This window comes from Streptomyces tsukubensis (assembly GCF_003932715.1).
Taxonomy (GTDB): Bacteria; Actinomycetota; Actinomycetes; order Streptomycetales; family Streptomycetaceae; genus Streptomyces; species Streptomyces tsukubensis.
Genome location: NZ_CP020700.1, coordinates 7,487,376 through 7,505,425 on the forward strand (window position 1 = coordinate 7,487,376; position 18,050 = coordinate 7,505,425).

11 protein-coding genes are annotated in these 18,050 nt (G+C 75.0%); 5 read left to right on the top strand and 6 right to left on the bottom strand.

All coding sequences use genetic code 11. The features are described 5' to 3' along the window. Positions 1-38 precede the first annotated feature (38 nt). The 3 genes from B7R87_RS31125 to B7R87_RS34215 form a co-directional block, all read right to left on the bottom strand. Positions 39-1,055: a GNAT family N-acetyltransferase gene (locus B7R87_RS31125; protein WP_006345020.1), complete on the bottom strand. Its 1,017-nt coding sequence runs from the start codon at positions 1,053-1,055 to the stop codon at positions 39-41. Continuing rightward, on the bottom strand, positions 1,048-2,313 hold the full coding sequence (locus B7R87_RS31130; protein ID WP_006345019.1) for a YcaO-like family protein: 1,266 nt from the start codon (positions 2,311-2,313) through the stop codon (positions 1,048-1,050). The genes B7R87_RS31125 and B7R87_RS31130 overlap by 8 nt, the downstream gene beginning before the upstream one ends. A gap of 91 nt (positions 2,314-2,404) precedes the next feature. Continuing rightward, complete coding sequence (locus B7R87_RS34215) at positions 2,405-2,530, bottom strand: hypothetical protein (protein WP_269847470.1); 126 nt, start codon at positions 2,528-2,530, stop codon at positions 2,405-2,407. Positions 2,531-2,689: 159 nt separating this feature from the next. Between B7R87_RS34215 and B7R87_RS31135 the strand changes: the two genes are divergently transcribed. Together B7R87_RS31135 and B7R87_RS31140 are read left to right on the top strand one after the other, a co-directional pair. Then, positions 2,690-3,646 (top strand): AraC family transcriptional regulator, encoded by a 957-nt coding sequence (locus B7R87_RS31135; RefSeq protein WP_006345018.1) that lies wholly within the window; start codon positions 2,690-2,692, stop codon positions 3,644-3,646. Positions 3,647-3,729: 83 nt separating this feature from the next. Next, positions 3,730-4,383 (top strand): response regulator, encoded by a 654-nt coding sequence (locus B7R87_RS31140; RefSeq protein ID WP_006345017.1) that lies wholly within the window; start codon positions 3,730-3,732, stop codon positions 4,381-4,383. Here B7R87_RS31140 and B7R87_RS31145 read toward each other — a convergent pair. Both B7R87_RS31145 and B7R87_RS31150 read right to left on the bottom strand, forming a co-directional pair. After that, positions 4,361-4,732 (bottom strand): response regulator transcription factor, encoded by a 372-nt coding sequence (locus B7R87_RS31145; RefSeq protein WP_006345016.1) that lies wholly within the window; start codon positions 4,730-4,732, stop codon positions 4,361-4,363. The genes B7R87_RS31140 and B7R87_RS31145 overlap by 23 nt on opposite strands. Before the next feature lie 79 nt (positions 4,733-4,811). Then, the gene (locus B7R87_RS31150; protein ID WP_006345015.1) at positions 4,812-6,518 is read right to left on the bottom strand and encodes a GAF domain-containing sensor histidine kinase; all 1,707 of its coding nucleotides are present in this window, start codon (positions 6,516-6,518) and stop codon (positions 4,812-4,814) included. Between the two features lie 482 nt (positions 6,519-7,000). Between B7R87_RS31150 and B7R87_RS31155 the strand changes: the two genes are divergently transcribed. The 3 genes from B7R87_RS31155 to B7R87_RS31165 are packed head-to-tail and all read left to right on the top strand — an operon-like array spanning position 7,001 to position 11,429. Next, entirely contained in the window at positions 7,001-7,567 is a 567-nt protein-coding gene (locus B7R87_RS31155) for an NADPH-dependent FMN reductase (protein ID WP_006345014.1), read from the top strand. Next, entirely contained in the window at positions 7,564-8,529 is a 966-nt protein-coding gene (locus B7R87_RS31160) for an AfsR/SARP family transcriptional regulator (protein WP_006345013.1), read from the top strand. The genes B7R87_RS31155 and B7R87_RS31160 overlap by 4 nt, the downstream gene beginning before the upstream one ends. Continuing rightward, the gene (locus B7R87_RS31165; RefSeq protein ID WP_130584800.1) at positions 8,526-11,429 is read left to right on the top strand and encodes a BTAD domain-containing putative transcriptional regulator; all 2,904 of its coding nucleotides are present in this window, start codon (positions 8,526-8,528) and stop codon (positions 11,427-11,429) included. Before B7R87_RS31160 ends, B7R87_RS31165 begins: the two co-directional genes overlap by 4 nt. Before the next feature lie 80 nt (positions 11,430-11,509). Here B7R87_RS31165 and B7R87_RS31170 read toward each other — a convergent pair whose 3' ends face one another. After that, on the bottom strand, positions 11,510-17,980 hold the full coding sequence (locus B7R87_RS31170) for a type I polyketide synthase (RefSeq protein WP_130584801.1): 6,471 nt from the start codon (positions 17,978-17,980) through the stop codon (positions 11,510-11,512). Between the last annotated feature and the right edge of the window lie 70 nt (positions 17,981-18,050).

Below are 18,050 nucleotides of genomic sequence, written 5' to 3' on the forward strand. Positions count from 1 at the left end.
CGTCCCCGCGGATGCCCCCGCTCCACCGTCCCGGTGCCTTACGGTGACGGCCGCCGCGGTTGCGGAGTGAAGGGCAGTACGTGTGTGGTCCAGGTCCGGAACGGCCGGAGCCCCATGCGCTCGTAGAAGCCTCCGGTCGCCATCGGGTTCGTGGTGTCGACGTCCGCGACGGCCCACCGGTAGCCCTGCTCCTTCGCCCGGACCAGGGTGTGCGTGAAGACGGCGCGGTACAGGCCCCGGCCGTGCAGGGCGGGTTGCGTACCGGCGTTGGCGAGGTAGAGCTCGCGGTCCGCCGACACGCCCCCCGGCTCGGTGCTCAGCAGATAGCAGAGGATGTCCCGGTTCCGCCGGGACAGCAGGAGGAACGAGGTACCGGGCCTGAAGCAGGGGTCCCCGGTGATCGTGTGGCGCCAGGTCCGCGCCGTCATCGGAGCGCTGCCCCAGTTGTGGGCGAAGATCGCGTTCCGGGCCGCCAGCAGCGGCGCGTCGAGTGCATCGTCGAACGGCACGATCTCGGTCCCGTCCGGGATCGCCGGCGCACCGGCGAGCCGCTGGTTCTCCCGGTGCAGGTCCACGCGCAGGCCCCGGTAGCTGCGCTCGCGCCGGTACCCCGCGCCGTCCAGCGCCTCGGCCAGCCACCCCCGGCCATGGTGGGTGCGGATATGAAGCTCCAGCGGGACGCCGTCGTACAGCTCGTGGTGGCGTCGGGCACCGGTGCTCCGGCACCAGTCGACGAGCCGCCGGATCACGGGCCCGGTGCGGTGCGCGGGGTGCACCGCGATGTCGAGGGCCAACTGGTGCACGGGGCCGCTGCGTTCCCGTACCCGCGTGGTCGCGTAGGCCGTCGGCTCGTCACCGCACCAGACGGAGGTGGTGCCGGCGTCCAGGTCGATGCCCGGGGCGCTCAGGTCCTCGCGGACGTCGGCGGCGCTCGGGACCGCCCCGACCCCGCCGTCGGCGGCTTCGCATACGGCAAGGAGCGCCGCCAGCCGGGGCGCGTCGGCGAGGGCGAGCGGGCGCCACAGCGGTGCGGCCGCGGTGAGCGGTTCAGTCACGGCGGAGGACCGCCGTCCCGCGTTCGCCGGGTACGACGACCTGCCCGTCGGTGACGAGCATGAACCGCTCCAGCCCCGGCACGAACACATTGACGACGGCGAGGTCGGCGGTGACGTAGTGGTCGCGCTGGTAGACGGCCAGACCGTGGCCGTGCAGGACGGCGAGGAGCCGGTCCAGATGCCCCCGGGGCGTGTCCGGAGCCACCGTGTCCTGGAAGGCCCGGACTTCGGCCGAGCGCAGGGCCGTGCCGAAGTCCGACAGATAGCAGGCGTGCAGCCTGGGGTACGGGCCGGTGTCGTCGCGCTGTTCGGGCAGCAGATGCCGGTACTGCCCGCGCAGGTCCATGGTGCTGTGGAGCTGTACGAGTTCGCTGACGGCGCGTGTGACGGCGTACCGGCGGGACAGTGAGGCTCCCCATCCGCAGATCCGGGCGGGCCGCCCCGGGGGAGCGGGCACATAGGCCGTGTAGGCCGGGACGCCGAGGTCGCTGGTCATGTCGATCAGATGGACCCGCCGGCCCGTGCGCGCCTCCGCGAAGGCGACGAGTCCGGCCACGTCGTCCGGCAGGGTCCCCGGGTCCACGACGGCCGGACGGCCGGGCCGGTCGCGGAGGAACTGCCCGATCAGCAGCAGGGAGAGCGCGTCCCGCTCGATCAGCTCGTTGATCGCATGCACGGCGGCTTCCACCGGGTCCGCGCCGGCGGCCCAGCCGTTGTTCACCGAGTAGCGGCCGACCGTGCCGTAGTCGTAGGCGTCACCGGCTTCCCGGCGGGCCCGCGCTCCGGCCGCCCGCAGATACTCGGGCATGGACAGGAAGAGCGGGACGTACGCGTCGGGGCCGCCGGTGAGCGACCGGTACGGCAGGCACCCCAGCGGCTGGTCGGGGCCCTGGCCCAGGAGCCGTACGGCGATGTCACGGGCCGTCGCACCGTCGGCCAGTTCATGGCCGCGTACCAGCCGGATCTCCGCCGGATCCAGCCCCTCCACACCGCACAGATAGTGCTCCAGCGACTCGAACACGGCGCCCGTCCGGGCTTCGTCCCGGCTGCCCTTGCCCAGGCCGAGACCGGTACGGAGGTCCTCGCCGCCACGGCGCAGGATGCACCGCCAGGTGCCGGGGCTGCCGTCGAGGACGGGCTCCAGATCCACGTCCACCGACAGGGCGGCGGCAGCGGAGAGCGCGCGGTCGAAGGCTTCGGCGAGGGAGAGACTGCGCTCCCCCGACCCGGGGGCTGCGGTGTGCACGGAGGTGGTCACGGCCGGTCCCGTCTGCTGGGCGGCCACGGGCCGCGGCGGACGGATGCCCGCTGCGGCCCGCGGTCCGCGGATCCACTGGCTGCGGAACGTGTCAGCTCTCGTCGGCCGACTCGACCGCGACGTCCTGGTCGGTGAGTTCGGCGAGGGTCTGCTGCTCGGTCGGGGTCAGCACTACCTCGTCCGGGTGGAACTTGTCGCGATCCTGGAATCCGCCCATCGGTACAACCTCCTGAGAGTGAGGAACCGGCCGCATGGCCAGCGGCCGCGATCCGGGACACCGCCCCGCACGGGGGAGTTGTCCTGACACCCATCGTCACAACCGCGTCACAGGTTGTGAATACTTGTCCGTCCGGGCGACTTGCGCGAGAGTCCGCACATGTCCGCACCCCTCCCCGTAGCCGCGCCCCTGCGGGACCCCTTTACCGAGACCCTCGAACTCACCGGTGCGCGCTGTGCCTTGTCCTGCGGGCTGACCGCCGCGGGCGACTGGGCCCTGGCCTTCCCTGCACCGGGAAGGCTCAAGGTCCAGGCCGTACTCCAGGGCGTCGTCTGGCTGGTGATAGAGGGTGTCGAACGCCCCGTCCGGCTGGGGGCGGGCGATATCGCCGTCATCGCCGGAGACCGCCGCTACATCCTGGCCAGCGATCCGGCGGTCCCGCCGGTCGATGTGCAGCCGCTGATCCGGGCGCGTACCGGGACCTTCGTCCACGCCGGGGACGAAGGGCAGGACACGGTCACCATCGGCGGCCATATCGACCTCAACGCCGCAGGCCGGGATCTGCTGCTGAGCGCCTTTCCGCCCCTGATGCACGTCGGTGCCGCCACGGCCGAGGCGCCCGCGGCCTGCTGGCTCATGGACCAGACGCTGCGCGAAATACAGTCGGGAGCCCCGGGGGCCGCCTTCGCGGCCGAACGCCTCGCGCAGTTGCTCCTCGTGCAGGTCCTGCGCGTCTTCCTGACCGGCGCCGACGCCGGTGCCTATCCGGCGGGCTGGCTGCGTGCCCTCGCCGACGAACGCATCGCTCCCGCCCTGCGCCTGATGCACGGCGACCCGGCGCACGCCTGGACGCTCACCGAACTCGCCCGCGCCGCCGCCATGTCCCGTACCACCTTCGCCCAGCGCTTCAAGGAGACCGCGGGCGTCCCGCCCCTGGCGTATCTGCGTGCCTGGCGGATACGCCTGGCGCAGCACGCCCTGTGGCAGGAGGACACCTCCGTCTCCGCGATCGCTGCGTCCCTGGGCTACCGGTCGGAGAGCGCCTTCAGCAACGCCTTCAAGCGGACCACCGGCCTGGCGCCCCGCCGCTACCGGGAGGCCGTGCGGGCGGACTGAGCGCGCGCGGACCGGGCGGGCCGCCGGGCCGCCCGTACCGCGCCGTGTCGGCCGGTGGTGAGGAGTGGTCGATAATGCCAGCCATGGCAGAGGTGACGGTGGTACTGGCCGAAGACGACGTTCTGTTGCGCGAAGGGGTGGCCAGCCTGCTCGAACGCTCCGGGCACCAGGTCGTCGGGCAGTCCGGCGATGCCACAGGGCTGCTGGACCTGGTCCGATTACACCGGCCGGATCTGGCGATCGTGGACATCCGGATGCCGCCGACCCACACCACCGAGGGCCTTGCCGCGGCCCGGGTGATCCGTCAGGAGCTGCCCGAGGTCGGGATCCTGGTGCTCTCGGCGCATGCCGAGGTGGAGCACGCGATGGAGCTGCTGGCCAGCGGGCAGGGCATCGGGTATCTGCTCAAGAGCCGGGTGGCCGATGTGGCGGAGTTCCTGGACACGCTGGAGCGGGTCGCCCGCGGTGGTTCGGTGGTCGATCCGGCGCTGGTGCGGGAGTTGGTGTCGGCGCGGCGCCGGGAGGACCCGCTGGAGCGGCTGAGTGTACGGGAGCGGGAGGTGCTCGCGCTGATGGCCGAAGGCCGCTCCAATGTCGGGATCGCCCGTCATCTCTGGATCACCGAGGGCACGGTGGAGAAGCACGTACGGAGTCTGCTGGCCAAGCTGGGTCTGCCGGAGGCGGTGGAGGACCACCGCCGGGTGCTCGCCGTGATCACCTTTCTGGAGGCTCAGTAGCGGCGGCGTCGAGCAGCTGTCTGACGGCGGGTCCTGACAGGCACGCCTTCGGCAGGAAGCCGATGGCCGGGCTGGTGCTGATGAGATCCCGGTAGTCCTGCTCGGAGTGGGTGGAGATCAGGATCGCGGGGACCGACCGGCGGTGCAGGCGCTCGGCCAGTTCCAGACCGCTCTCGCCCCCGAGGTCGATATCGACCAACGCCACGTCGGCCTGCACCACTTGCGCTTCCCGCAGGGCCTCCGCGCAGGTGGTCGCCAGGCAGACGACGGTGATCCCCTGATGCCGCAGCAGCCGGGCGGCCGCGGCGAGGAAGGCCGGGCTGTCGTCGACGATCAGGCAGCGCACCATGAGAGCAGCATCGCAGTGTGGATCTCCTCGCGCATTGCCGCTAGCCGGTAGTCCTCCGGCACCGGAGTCGCCGTACCGGTCAGGTGCCGACCGGTACGGCATCGTGGTCCTGCGGGCCGGGAGCCGCCGTGCGCGCAGGCTCACCGCGGCCGTCCAGCGGCAGGGACAGCTGGAGGGTCGTGCCGGAGCCGTGCGGGCTGTGCAGTCCGAGCCGGCCGCCGAGGGCCTCGACGCGGTCGGTGAGCCCGATGAGACCGCCGCCGGGACGGGGGTCGGCGCCCCCCTCGCCGTCGTCGCTGATACCGATGTGGAGCCGGCCGTCCCGGATGTCCACGCGAACGTCGACGAGGGTCGCGCCGGAGTGCTTCGCGCTGTTGGTCAGCGCTTCGGAGACGGCGTAGTAGGCGGCGGTCTCGATGGGCCCCGGATAGCGGTCCCGGGCCGCGTTGTCGAGCCGGACGGGGACGGCGGAGCGGCGGGCCAGCGCCTTGAGCGCCGCGTGGAGTCCCCCTTCGACGAGCACCGCGGGGTGGATCCCGCGGGCGATCTCGCGGAGTTCGTCGACCGCTTCGACGAGCCCGTCGGCGACCTCGTCCAGCTGCTGGGACAGTTCATCGGCGCCGGGGGGCACGGCCAGTTGGGCCGTGCGCAGTTGCAGGGCGAGGGAGACCAGGCGCTGCTGGGTGCCGTCGTGCAGATCGCGCTCGATGCGCCGCCGTGCGCCGTCGGCGGCCGTCACGATGCGCGCCCGTGACGCCGTGAGCGTGGCCTGAGCCTCGGCCTGGGCGAGCGCGGTCGCGACCAGTTCGGTGAATCCGGCCAGTCTGTCCTCGGTATCCGGCGGCAGCGGACTCGCGGCCATCGACGCCACGCTGACACAGCCCCAGAGATGCCCCTCGACACTGATCGGCATACCGACCGCGGCACGGAACCCCCAGTCACGGCCGACGCGGGCCGCCGCCCCCGACGTCACGACGGTGTAGTCGTCGATCCGCGCCGGAGAACCCGATTCGAACACCATCGTGTGAATGTTCGTACCGCCGGGTTCCACGCGGATGCCGACCGGGAACTCGCGGCCCGTCCGGGTCCAGGCCGCGACATAGGTGGCGGCGCCCGCCGGTTCGTACCGGCCGAGGACGGTGAAGTCGGCCCCCAGCAGTTGCCCGGCTTCGGCCGCGACCGCAGCGAACACCTCGTCGGGCAGGGCCGCCCGCGCGACGAGGGTCGCCACGCGCCGCAGCGCGGCCTGCTCCTCGGCGTAGGCCCGTAACTCCGTCCTCGCCTGGGTGTTGGCGATGGCGTTCGCCAGCAGGTCGGTGAAACCGGCGAGCCGGTCCTCGGTGTCCGGCGGCAGCGGCTCCGAAGACATCGAGATCACCATCACCGTGCCCCAGAGCCGGCCTTCGACGTTGACGGGCACGCCCACCACGGGCCCGAACCGGCGCTGCCGCGCATAGTCGGCGGGTTCGCCGGAGGCGTCGGCCGGTGTGTCGATCCGGGCCGGCCGGCCCGTCTCGTACACCCGGGTCACCACATTGCGGCCACCGAGCCGGATCCAGGTTCCGACGGGGAACGGCGGAGTGTGGCCGGCCGCGGACCAGGAGCCGACGGCGGACGCGGTGTCGTCGGGGTCGAACCGGCAGATACCGGTGAGATCGCTGCCGACGGCCCGCCCCACCTCGGCGGCGACGGCGGCGAACATCTGCTCCGGCGGTGCCGCACCGGCCACCAGGGCCGCCACCCGGCGCAGTGCCGCCCGCTCCTGGACGATCCGGTCGTTCGACACGACAGCAGTGAGGCCTTCCCGCTCGCCCGTGACGGCCTGCGCCCGCGGGCTCTCGCCGACCAGTCAGGGTCCTCCCGGCACGAAGGCCCTGTCAACGGGAGAGGGCGGGACCGGCCACCGCCGCGGCCGATCCTCGTCCCCCCTGACCGCGGTCCGGACGCCGGGCGGGCGACCGGGGATTCCAGCTAGCTGGAACCAGCGGGTGGGGCTGATGGGAAGAGGCGCTGGCTGCTGGCCGCGATGCCGCCGCGGCACGTATCCCGGTATTCCTGGAAGGGGGGCGCGGGAGAGGCGGATCCGGGTCCGGGAACGGGCCGCGACACCGTACGGGACGCCGGGGGAGAGGAGCCCGGGCGATCGGTGGACGAGCCGGCCCCGAACCGTACCGACGCCCCCCGCCACCGCTGTGAACACCCACTGGGCGCCTGCACGCCAACGGGCCCGCGGCGCCCCGGACCAGAACGGAGACTCCACCCGTGCGCATGCTCGTGATCATCGGAAGTCCTCGCCCGCACTCCTCGACCGGGCGGCTCGCTGCCGCCTGCGCGGACGCGGTCGGCTCGACGGGCGGCGAGGTCCGGAGCATCGAACTCGCCCGTGTCCCCCGCTCCGACCTGTCCCGGCTCGCCCTGCCCGAAAGAGTGGACGCCGTCGACGCGATCGTGCTGGCGAGCCCCGTACACCACAGCGGCTACTCGGGTCTGCTCAAGACGGCGCTGGACGAACTCCCGCGGACCGGCTTCGCCGGCAAGGCCGTCGGACTGGTGGCCCACGGCAGCGGGCCGCGCACCGGGAACGTGGTCTGCGACCAGCTCCGTACCGTCGCCAGATCCCTGGGAGGCTGGGTGGTGCCCACCCAGATCGCCGCCTGCCCGGAGGACTTCGTCGTCGTACGGGAGGGGCGGGGATCCCGGCCGGCCGGGGGTACGGCGACGATGCCGGACGCGGCGCTCGCGGACCGGATCGACCGGTTCGCCGCCGAACTGCACCGCTGCACGGCGATGCTGGGGCTGACCGTCGGGACCGGGGCGGAGGCGGGGCCGGTATGAGCCCGGCGAGGACCGCTGCCCGCCCCCGGTTCACCGTCCGTACCGCCCCCCTGCCTCCCGAGCCGTACCCGCCCACCGGACGGGGAGCCGGGCGTCCGGCCGTACGGGAGCCCCGGAGCGGGCGGACCGAGCTGAATCTGCTGGGACCGCTGGAGGTCCTGCACCGGGGCCACCGGCCGCAACTCGGCAGCCGGCGCGTCCGCACCGTCCTCGGCTACCTCCTGCTCCACAGCAACGAGGCCGTGTCCCCGGACGAACTGACCGCCGCCCTCTGGCCGGAGGAGGCACCGCTGACCGCGCCGCGCATGGTCTCCGGCGCCGTATCGGCACTCCACGGCGCACTGCCCGCGGTGCGGACCGGCACCCCTCTGCCCACCGCCCGTCCCGGTGACCGCGGCGGCTGGCTTCTCGAAGCGGCCCCCCACGAGGTCGACCTGCTCCGGTTCCGGCGGCAGGCCGCCCGCGGGGAGCGGCAGCTCGCCGACCGGAACTGGCCCGGCGCGGCGCTCACCCTGCGGCGGGCACTGGACCTCTGGCGCGGTGACGTCCTGGCCGATCTGGCGCCCGAATGCGCACACTGGCCCGCATCGGAGGCGGTACGTGAGGAGCGCTGGGCGGCCCGCCTCGCTGCGGTGACCGCGGATCTCGCCCTGGGCCGGGACCACGACGTGGTGCGCGAGCTGATGGTCCACGCCGAGGAGCAGCCGCTCCGGCCACGGCTGACCGCACTGCTGATGGTCGCGCTCTACCGGGTGGGGCGCCAGGTGGACGCGCTCGCCGTCCACCACCGCGCCCGCGAGGCCGCGGTCCGCCGCACCGGACAGCAGCCCGGCCGGGAGCTGCGGCTGCTCCAGCAGGCGGTGCTCACCCACGACCCCGCGCTGCTCGGACCGGGCCTCCCCGCCTCCTCCGCCTTCCTTGTCCCCGCCGTCCCGGGTACGGGACACGGACCCGGCACATGAGAACCCGGAGCGTCATGGACGGTGCCGCCACGACCCCGCCGGCCCCCGCCCCGGCCGAGGTCCGGCTGAATCTGCTGGGGCCGCTGGAGGTCACCCGCGGCCCCGACGTCCTGTCCCTGGGCGGCCCGCGGCGCCGGGCGGCCCTGGGCTGTCTGCTGCTCCGGTGCAACGAGGTCGTGCCGGCCAGCAGGCTGATCACCGCGCTCTGGGGAGCCGGTGCGCCCCCGTCCGCACGCAAGGGCGTGCAGAACGTCGTATGGCATCTGCGGACCGCGCTGTCGGCGGCGGACGGCAGTACGGGCCCCCGGCTGCTGACCCGGCCGCCCGGCTATCTGCTGAGGGCCGGGACGGACCAGGTCGATCTGCTGCGGTTCCAGGAACTCGCCGCGCGGGGAAGGGCGCTCTGCGCGGACGGTCTGCTGCCCGCGGCATCCCGTACCTGGCGCGAAGCGCTCGAACTCTGGCGCGGCCCCGCACTCTCCGACCTGGTGGAGACGGGGGTGTCCTGGCCGGAACTGCGGGCCCTCGAAGAGGCCAGGCTCGATGTCTTCGAGGACTACGTCGACGCGGAACTGCGCCTGGGCCACCACCATCACGTCCTGCCGAAACTGCGGCGGGTCGCCCGCGACGCACGGCACCGGGAGCGGCTGCCCGCCCATCTGATGACCGCTCTGTACCGCTGCGGACGCCGGAACGAAGCCCTCGCCGTGTACCGGGACTTCACCACGGGCCTCGCAGACGAGCTGGGCCTCGAACCGGGCCGCGAACTGCGCGACCTGCACCGGGCGATCCTCTCCCACGACCCGGGACTGCTGCGGCCCTCCCACGAGACGTCCGCGCTCATCGGCGCGGCGCGCCGCCCGTCCGGCCACCCCGCCCTGCCCGCGGGCCAGGACGGCCCGGTCCATCCGGCGCACGTCCGCAGCGAGGTGACAGCGGTCCTGCTGCGGGCCGTGCCCCGGCCGGTGACCGCCGACGAGGACCCGGCCCCGGACCCGGCGGGCGGACTCGCGGAAGTGTGCCGGCGCGCGCGCAGCGAGGCGGAGCGCTTCGGCGGCAGCGTCACCGCCCGGCTCGGGGCCCTGTGGCTGCTGGTGTTCGCCGACACCGGCAGCCATGACCGCGACCACCCGCGGCGCGCGGTCACCGCCGCCCTGGCCGTCCGTCACCACTTCGCGGGCGACCGCTGGGGAGCGCATCCGGTGGGCGTCCGGGCCGCGGTGGCCACCGGAGAGGTCCTGATCCACTATCCGGGGCAGGCGGGCGCGCCCCTGTCCATCGCCGGTGCCGCGGTCGACGATGCGCAGAAGCTGCTGTTCGACGTCGGTGACGGCGAGATCTGGGTGACGGAGGAGACCTGGCGCCGGACCGCGGAACACCTGGAGTACCGGCCGGTGGCCGGCCGGCCGGACATCCGGGCCGCACACGGTGCCCATCCACGACGGGCGCCCACGCCACCACCGGCACTGCCGCAGGGCGGCACCGCGCATCCGACGGAACTCCTCGCGGAGCTGGTCGCGGCAGCGGACGGATCCTCCCGCCGGGTCCTCCTGGTGACCGGTGACGCGGGCACGGGCAAGAGCCGGCTCCTCGACGACTGCGAGCGCGCCGCGACCGCGCACGACGACACGTTCGTGGTGGTACGCGCTCCGGCGGCGGCGGTCGACGGCAGCACCCTGCGGCTCCTCGGCACCGGGCTGCGCGACTTTCTCGGGATCATGGACGCCGACTCCGGCGAGACGGCCGTCCACCGGCTCGCCGCCGCCGTCGCCCGGTCCGGACCGGCCGACCCCGACCGCAGCCTGGCACGGCTCGTACCGCTGCTGGACGGTGCATCAGCAGACGGGGACGGGGGCCGAGGAGGTCTCGGTGAACCGCAGGAGACCCTGACGGCCTGGTGGCGCCTGCTGATGTCGGCCCCGGCACCGGGCCGGAGAGTACTGGTCCTCGTCGACGACCTGGACCTGGCCGGCGACGACGTACTGGACCTCATCGAACGGTGCGCCCGGGAGAACGGCTCCTCCCTTGCGGTTGCCGCCGCCCGCCCGGCCCTGCGGGACCGCCGCCCGCAGTGGACCGCGGAAGGCGGCTGGCCGGTGCTGACCCTCCGCCCGTGGGACACCGCGGCGGTGGCGCGCCATGTGGACGTACGGGCGGGTGCGCATCCACTCGGCGGACGATTCGCCCGGCTGCTCACCGAAGTCACCGGCGGCAATCCGCGGATGGTGGCCGCGTACACCGCGCTCCTCGGGGCGGACGGTCTGCGCACGGCCCGCCGCGACGGCGGTGTGGTCGTCCCGGTCGAGGTGTACCGCCGGTCCAGGGCGGAACTGGCCGCGCTCTCCGGGCTGCTGCGCCAGGTGGCGGAGACGGTCGGGGTGGTCGGCGAGGCGGCCTGGCCCGGTGCCGTGGCGGCCGTCTGCGGACTGGCCGAGACGGAGGCGGTGGCCCTGATGGAGGAGCTGGTCCGGCGCCGGGTCCTGGACCGGATCGGCGGGCCGGGACCGGACCGGCGCTACGGCTTCCGTACCGTCCTGGAACGCCATGTCGCCCGCTCGGGATGGTCAGCCGGCGAGCGGCTGGGGGCGCACCGGACGGTGACGGAGTGGCTCGGACGGCTCGACGGCGAGGGGACGGTCTCCCGGCATCTGCGCCGTGAGGCGCTGCGCCTGGAGACCGCCACCGGACGCCGGGCCGAGGAGCTGGCCCGCTCAGCCCTGAACGGCCGCGGGGCGCAGGAGCCGCCGTTCCCCCTCGCCACGGGCGGCCGTACGGCGGAGTACCTGGCCCTGGCCGAGACACCGTCCGATCGACTGGTCGAGCTGGACCGGGTGGTACGGGCCTGGCGGCGGAGCGCGGCGGACCGCCGCGACGGCGGGGAAGGGCGGCCGGGCATCTGACCCGGCGACGGTCCGGTCCGGTGCCGGGCGACGAGAGCGGCACGGCAGCGGCCCCGCCGGACGGCGGGGCCGCGCCGTTGTCAGCCGTGCCGCAGCTTCCCGGCTCCCTTGGTACCGGCCGGTTCCCCCGGGGGTGGTGCGGGGAAGAACCCGGTCCGGGTGAAGAAGGCGGCGTACCGGTCGACCAGTTCCGCGACATCGGGGAGACGGGCGGCACCCGTGCCGTGCAGGGCCTGTTCGGTGGCGGAGCTGTCGATCCGCGGATAGACCGGCACCGCCGATGTGGTGACCGCCTCGAAGTCGTCGAGCAGCGGGACGAACGGGTTGTCGGTGTCCGCGGTGACGCGCCGGACCCACCGGTCCCGGCCGATTTCGGGCAGCCGGTGGCCGAGCGCCCGGAGCCGGTCGATCATCGCGGCGAGCGGTACGGGGTTGTCGTTGGAGTGGTGGAAGACCTTGCCCGCCGTATCGGGACGGCAGGCGAGCGCGACGACGGCGGCGCTGACGGAGTCGACCGGCACCATGGGGAACACGGTGTGCGACCCGGCGGGGACCGCCTCGGCGCGGAGCATGGCCCGCAGGGCCAGCCAGATGAAGTCCTGCCCCTGGCAGGCGCCGTTCAGCCGGTCCCCGCAGACCACGTCGATCCGGTGGACGGTGACGGGCAGCCCCCGGTCACGGGCGGCGAGGACGAGCTGCTCCGCCGCCCATTTGCTCTGCCGGTAGCCGGTGGGCAGTTTCTCGGCCGGCCCGGTGGCGTCGTCCGGGCGCAGCGGCCGGCCATCCGGCGACGGACCGGCGAAGACGCCCGTGGTGGAGAGGTGGTGGACCGGAACGGTGCGGTGGCGGGCGGCGAGCCGGAGGACCTCCGCGGTGCCGAGGACATTGGTGTCCCGCATCGCGGCGTACGGCTGCACCCAGTTGACGTGGGCCGCGGCGTGGAACACCGCGTCCGCGTGGCGGGCGAGGTGTTCGTACCGGTCGTCGGGGAGACCGAGCCGTGGCCGGGCGAGATCGCCGGGCTCCACCGCGATCCGGCCCGGTTCGACGTCGTCCGCCAGCCGGTACCACTCCAGGGTCCGGCGCAGCGCGGCCTCCCCGCGGGCGGTGTCCGCGGCCCGGATCAGGCAGTGGACGGTGGCATCGGTCGTCCGCAGCAGATCCCGCAGGACGAACGCGCCGACGAAGCCGGTGGCGCCGGTGAGCAGTACCCGGCGGGGAGCGGTCGCCCGCGGTACGGCGGCGGCCGGGACGATGTCCCGGGGAAGCCGGGCGTCCGCTGCGAAGCCGGGGAGCGCCTCGTCCGGGGCGGGCTGTCCGCCGACTCCTTCCAGCAGTGCTTCGGCGAGGGCGCGCGGGGTGGGGTGGGCGAAGATCCGGGCGAGCGGCAGGGCCAGCCCGGTGTCGGCGACCAGGCTTCCGCGCAGCCGGGCGGCCGCGAGGGAGTCGAGCCCGGCGGAGTCCAGGGGCAGGCCGGGGTCCACCGGCCCGCTGTGGCCGAGCACTTCCCCGATGCGCCGGGTCACCAGGGAGAGGAGTTCCTCGCCCCGGCGGCCGGGTGGCAGGGCCGCGAGGCCGTGGGCGGCCGCCGTCCGGGCGGGGGACGTACCGGTGGGGCGGCCCGCGGTCCGGGCCAGTCCGCGGAGCAGGGGGTGGACTTCGCCCGAGCGGCGTACGGCCGCCAGGTCCAGCGGGCCGACGGCGACCACCGGGGTACGGGTGTGCAGGGCGGCGTCGAACAGGGCGGGACCCCGCTCCGGTGTCACGGTGCCGAAGCCCTGCCGGGCGAGCCGGGACCGGTCGGCGTCCCCGAGGTGCCCGCCGAGGCCGTCCGCCAGCTCCCAGAGGCCCCAGGCCAGGGAGACCGCGGGGAGGCCGAGTGCGGTGCGGGTGGCGGCGAGCGCGTCCAGATACGCGTTGGCGGCGGCGTAGTTCGCCTGCCCCGCCCCGCCGAAGATCCCGGCGACCGACGAGAACAGCACCAGGGGAACGGGCGGCCGCCCCGGCCCGGGGCGGAGCGTCAGTTCGTGGAGGTGGCGGGCCGCTTCGGCCTTGGCCCGCCACACCCGGTCCAGCCGGTCGGCGCCGAGATCGGTGAACAGGCCGTCGTCCAGGGCTCCGGCGGCGTGCAGGACCGCGGCCAGCGGGCGGGAGCGCGGAATCCGCTCCAGTACGGCGGCGAGCGCCGCCCGGTCGCCGGTGTCGCAGGCGACCGCCTCGGCACGGGCCCCGGCCCGGCGGAGTTCGGCGAGCAGCCCGGCGCAGCCGGGTGCGGCCGGTCCGCTCCGGCTGACCAGCAGCAGATCCCGTACGCCATGGGCCCGTACGAGATGCCGGGCGACGATCCGGCCGACGGCTCCGGTGCCGCCGGTGAGCAGGACCGTGCCCGATCCGCCGGGGGGTGGGCCGATGCGGATACGGGGTGCCGCGGCGGTGGCGGCCCGCACCAGCCGGGGCACCAGGACCCGGCCGTTCCGCACGGCCACCCGGGGTTCGCCCGCGCGGAGCGCCGACAGCAGTCCGGCCGCGGGCTCCCCGGGCTCCCCTGGCCCGTCCCCGGCGGGCCGGGGGGCGAGATCGGCCAGCACCAGCCGGCCCGGATGCTCCGCCTGGGCGGAGGCCAGCAGACCCCGTACGGATGCGGCGACGGGATCGGGTGCCGGTTCCCCGGGGAGGGCGACCGCGCCCCGGGTCAGCACGATCAGCGGGATCCGGGCCAGGGAGTCGTCCCGCAACCACGCGCCGGTCAGGGCCAGTACCCGCAGCAACTCCGCGCGGGCCGGATCCGCAGCCGGTCCGGCGGGGCGGGCCGCGGCTTCGAGGACCACGGCATCGGGGCGGTGACCCCGGCGTACGGCGTCCCGTACGGCCGCGGCACCACGGTGGCAGGGCCCGGGCAGTCCCGCTGTCGCCTCCCCGAGGGATGCCCACGACAGCGGACGCGGGGGCCGGGGATCCCCGGCCATCGGCTCCCAGACCTGTTCGAACAACGCGTCCGGGAAGTCGGTCCGGGCGGCCGGGGGAGGAGCCGAGCAGTCCAGCCGGTCCGCGCTCAGCACGGTCCGCCCCGACCGGTCGCGCAGGGCCAGGGAGTACGAGTGCTCTCCGGCGGGGACGATCTGGGCCGTCACCGCGTCGGGCCCGGCCCGGTGCGCCCGCAGGCCGTGCCACCGGAGCGGGGCGGTGGGAAGCAGGGCGTCGACGGCACGGCGCAGCAGGGCCCGCTGCGCGGCCACCACGGTGGGCGTCTCGTCCTCGGTGAGCGTCAGTTCGGCCGACGTACCGTCCGATGTGCCGTCCGGAGGTCCGGCCGGCTGTTCGGGTACGGCCGGGGCGGACCGGGCGAGGGTGCCGGAGGCGTACGCGGTCCACGGCGCGTCCAGGTCCGGCCGCCGCGCGTGCACGGTGAAGGGCCGGCGGCCGGTCCCGTCGGGGGCGGCGACCGTCACGCGCGCCTCGGCCGGCCCGTTCCCGGCACCGGCCGGCGGCGCGCCGAGGGCGAGCGTCTCGACCACGGGATGGTCCGTTTCGTCTCCCGCGCGCAGCAGGAGGGCGGCCAGCGCCGCACCCGCCGCCGCCGGTTCGGTGGAGCCGAGCAGCGCGCCGAGTACGGTATCGCCCGCCGGAGTGGTCTCGGACCCGGTGCCGTCCACCGGAAGTCCGCGGTCCCGGGCGCGCGGTGCGGGCTTCAGCCAGAGCCGCCGCCGCTGGAAGGCATACGTCGGGAGGGCGACCCGGCCCGGAGCCCCGGATCCGGCCCGGGCACCGGCGGCCTCCGCCGCGAAGAAGGCGTCCCAGTCGACGTCCGTACCGTGGGAGTGCAGGGTACCGAGGGCCCCCAGCAGCGCTTCGGGCTCGGGTCCTGTGCCGTGCAGCGCCGCCACCGCGAGGGCGCCGTCCGCGGCCGTGTTCTCCTCGGTCAGCGCGGTCAGCATCGCGCGCGGACCGATCTCGACGAACGTGTCGACCCCGTGGTCCGCCAGGGCGCGCAGGGCGTCGGTGAAACGCACCGGCCGACGCGCGTGGCGCACCCAGTGCCGCGGGTCGGCCAGCCGCTCCGCGCCGACGAGTCCACCGGTGAGCGCGGACACCAGCGGCACCCGCTGCTCCCCGGGGGTGATCCCCTCCGCGAACGAGGCCGACCCGGCCAGCAGGGGGTCCAGTTGCGCGGAGTGGAACGCCCCGCTGGTCCGCAGCCGCCGGACCCGCGCCCCGCGCCCCCGCAGCTCCTCCGCGAGCGCGGTCACCGCCCCGACCGGGCCCGAGAGCACGGTGTGCTCCGGCCCGTTGACGGCGGCGACGGACACGTCGCCCCCGTACCCGGCCAGCAGGGCGGCGACCGCCTCCTCGGATGCGGTGACCGCCACCATCGCCCCGTCCGCGGGCAGCCGGCCCATCAGCCGTCCGCGCGCGGCGACCAGAGCTACGGCATCGTCCAGGCCGACGGCACCGCACACATGGGCGGCCGTGATCTCCCCCAGGGAGTGCCCCGCGACATACGCGGGACGCACCCCCCAGGACATCAGCAGCCGCGCCAGCGCGGTCCCGAAGGCGAACAGCGCGGGCTGGGCGAACTCGGTGCGGTCCAGTAGCGCCCCGCCCTCGCGTACGACGGTGCCGAGGGACCGCCCCAACTCCCGCGACAGCCGGTCGCACACCTCGTCGTAGGCGTCGGCGAAGACGGGGAAGCGGGTACGCAGTCCGTCGCCCATTCCGGCCCGCTGGGCGCCCTGGCCGGTGAACAGGAAGGCCGTGGTGCGGTCGCGGCGGACGGTGCCCCGGGCCACGGCCGGGTGCGGTTCGTCACCGGCCAGCGCGTCCAGCCCGGTCAGCAGGCCGTTCCGGTCGCGGGCGACGACGACGGCACGGCACTCCATCGGCGTCCGGGTCACGGCGAGCGCGGCGGCGAGCGCGCCGAACGGGGCGCGGGCCGCGTCCCGTTCCCCGGGGGCCCCGGCGGCCGGGGCCCGTACCGCGTCGTGCAGCACCCGGGCCTGACCGCGCAGCGCCTGCCCGTCCCGGCCGGAGACCAGGAAGGGCAGCGGGTGTCCCGCACGGTCGGGAGGGTCGTCCGGGCCGTCCGGCTCGGGTGCCGCGGGCGCCTCCTCCAGGATCAGATGGGCGTTGGTGCCGCTGATGCCGAAGGAGGAGATTCCGGCCCGGCGCGGGCGGTCGCCCGGGGGCCAGGGACGGGATGCGGTGAGCAGTTCGACGCCCGCCGCCGTCCAGTCGACGGCCGATGTCGGGCGGTCCACGTGCAGGGTCGCGGGCAGCACACCGTGCCGGAGTGCCATCACCATTTTGATCAGTCCGCCGACCCCGGCGGCGGCCGAAGCGTGTCCGATCACCGATTTCAGCGAGCCGAGCAGCAGGGGCCGGCCGGGCGGCCGTTCCGCGCCGTAGGCCGCGATGAGCGCGTTGACCTCGATGGGGTCGCCCAGCCGGGTACCGGTGCCGTGGCCCTCCACGGCGTCGACGTCCGCCGCGGTGAGCCCGGCGTCCGCCAGGGCCTGCCGGATCACCCGCTGCTGCGCGGGGCCGCTCGGCGCGGTGAGCCCGTTGGACGCGCCGTCGGAGTTGACGGCGGTGCCGCGGATGACGGCGAGGACGGGGTGGCCCCGGTCCCGTGCGTCGGACAGCCGCTCCAGCAGCACCAGTCCGACGCCTTCGGCCCACGCCGTACCGTCGGCGGAGTCCGCGTACGACTTGCAGCGGCCGTCCGGTGCCAGTCCGCGCTGGACCGAGAAGTCCAGGAAGGCGCCCGGTGTCGCGAGGACGGTCGCCCCTCCGGCCAGGGCCAGGGAGGTCTCGCCGCGGCGCAGCGCACGGCAGGCCAGATGGATTGCGGTGAGGGAGGCGGAGCAGGCGGTGTCGACCGTCAGCGCCGGTCCGTGCAGCCCGAGGACATAGGCGATACGCCCCGAGGCGAGCCCCGGTTCGCCGCCGGTCATCACATAACCGGCCGCTTCGTCGCCGTGTCCTTCGAGGCCGAGGTACGACTGCCCGGCCAGGCCCGTGAAGACGGCGGTGTCGGAGCCCCGCAGCAGTGCGGGCCTGATCCCGGCCCGTTCCACGGCCTCCCAGGCCACCTCCAGCAGCAGCCGCTGCTGGGGGTCCGTCGCCGCGGCCTCCCGGGGGGAGATGCCGAAGAAGTCCGCGTCGAAGTACGGTGCCCGGTGCAGAAAACCGCCCCGGCGGGTGTAGGTGCGGTCCGGCAGGCCGGGCTCCGGATCGTAGAGGCCGTCCAGGTCCCAGCCGCGGTCGGCGGGGAACCCGGAGGTGGCGTCGGTGCCGTCTGCGACGAGACGCCACAGGTCCTCAGGGGTGTCGGCGCCGCCGGGGTAGCGGCAGGCGGCCGACACCACGGCGATGGGCTCGTGGGGGGCGGCCTCCAGATCGGCGATGCGCCGGTTGGCCCGGGCCAGATCGGCGGTGACCCGCCGGAGATAGGCCAGGAGCCGCTCGTCACCGCCGTCCGGTCCGCCGTCCGGTTCGGTGTGCGGTTCGCCGTTTGCGGCGGGAGGGGGCACGAGGCTGTCGTCGCTCTGCATGGGGATCGTTCTCCTGTTCGCCCGGCCCGTGCCCGCCGTACCGCCGGATGCCCGGCGGAACGGCGGGCGG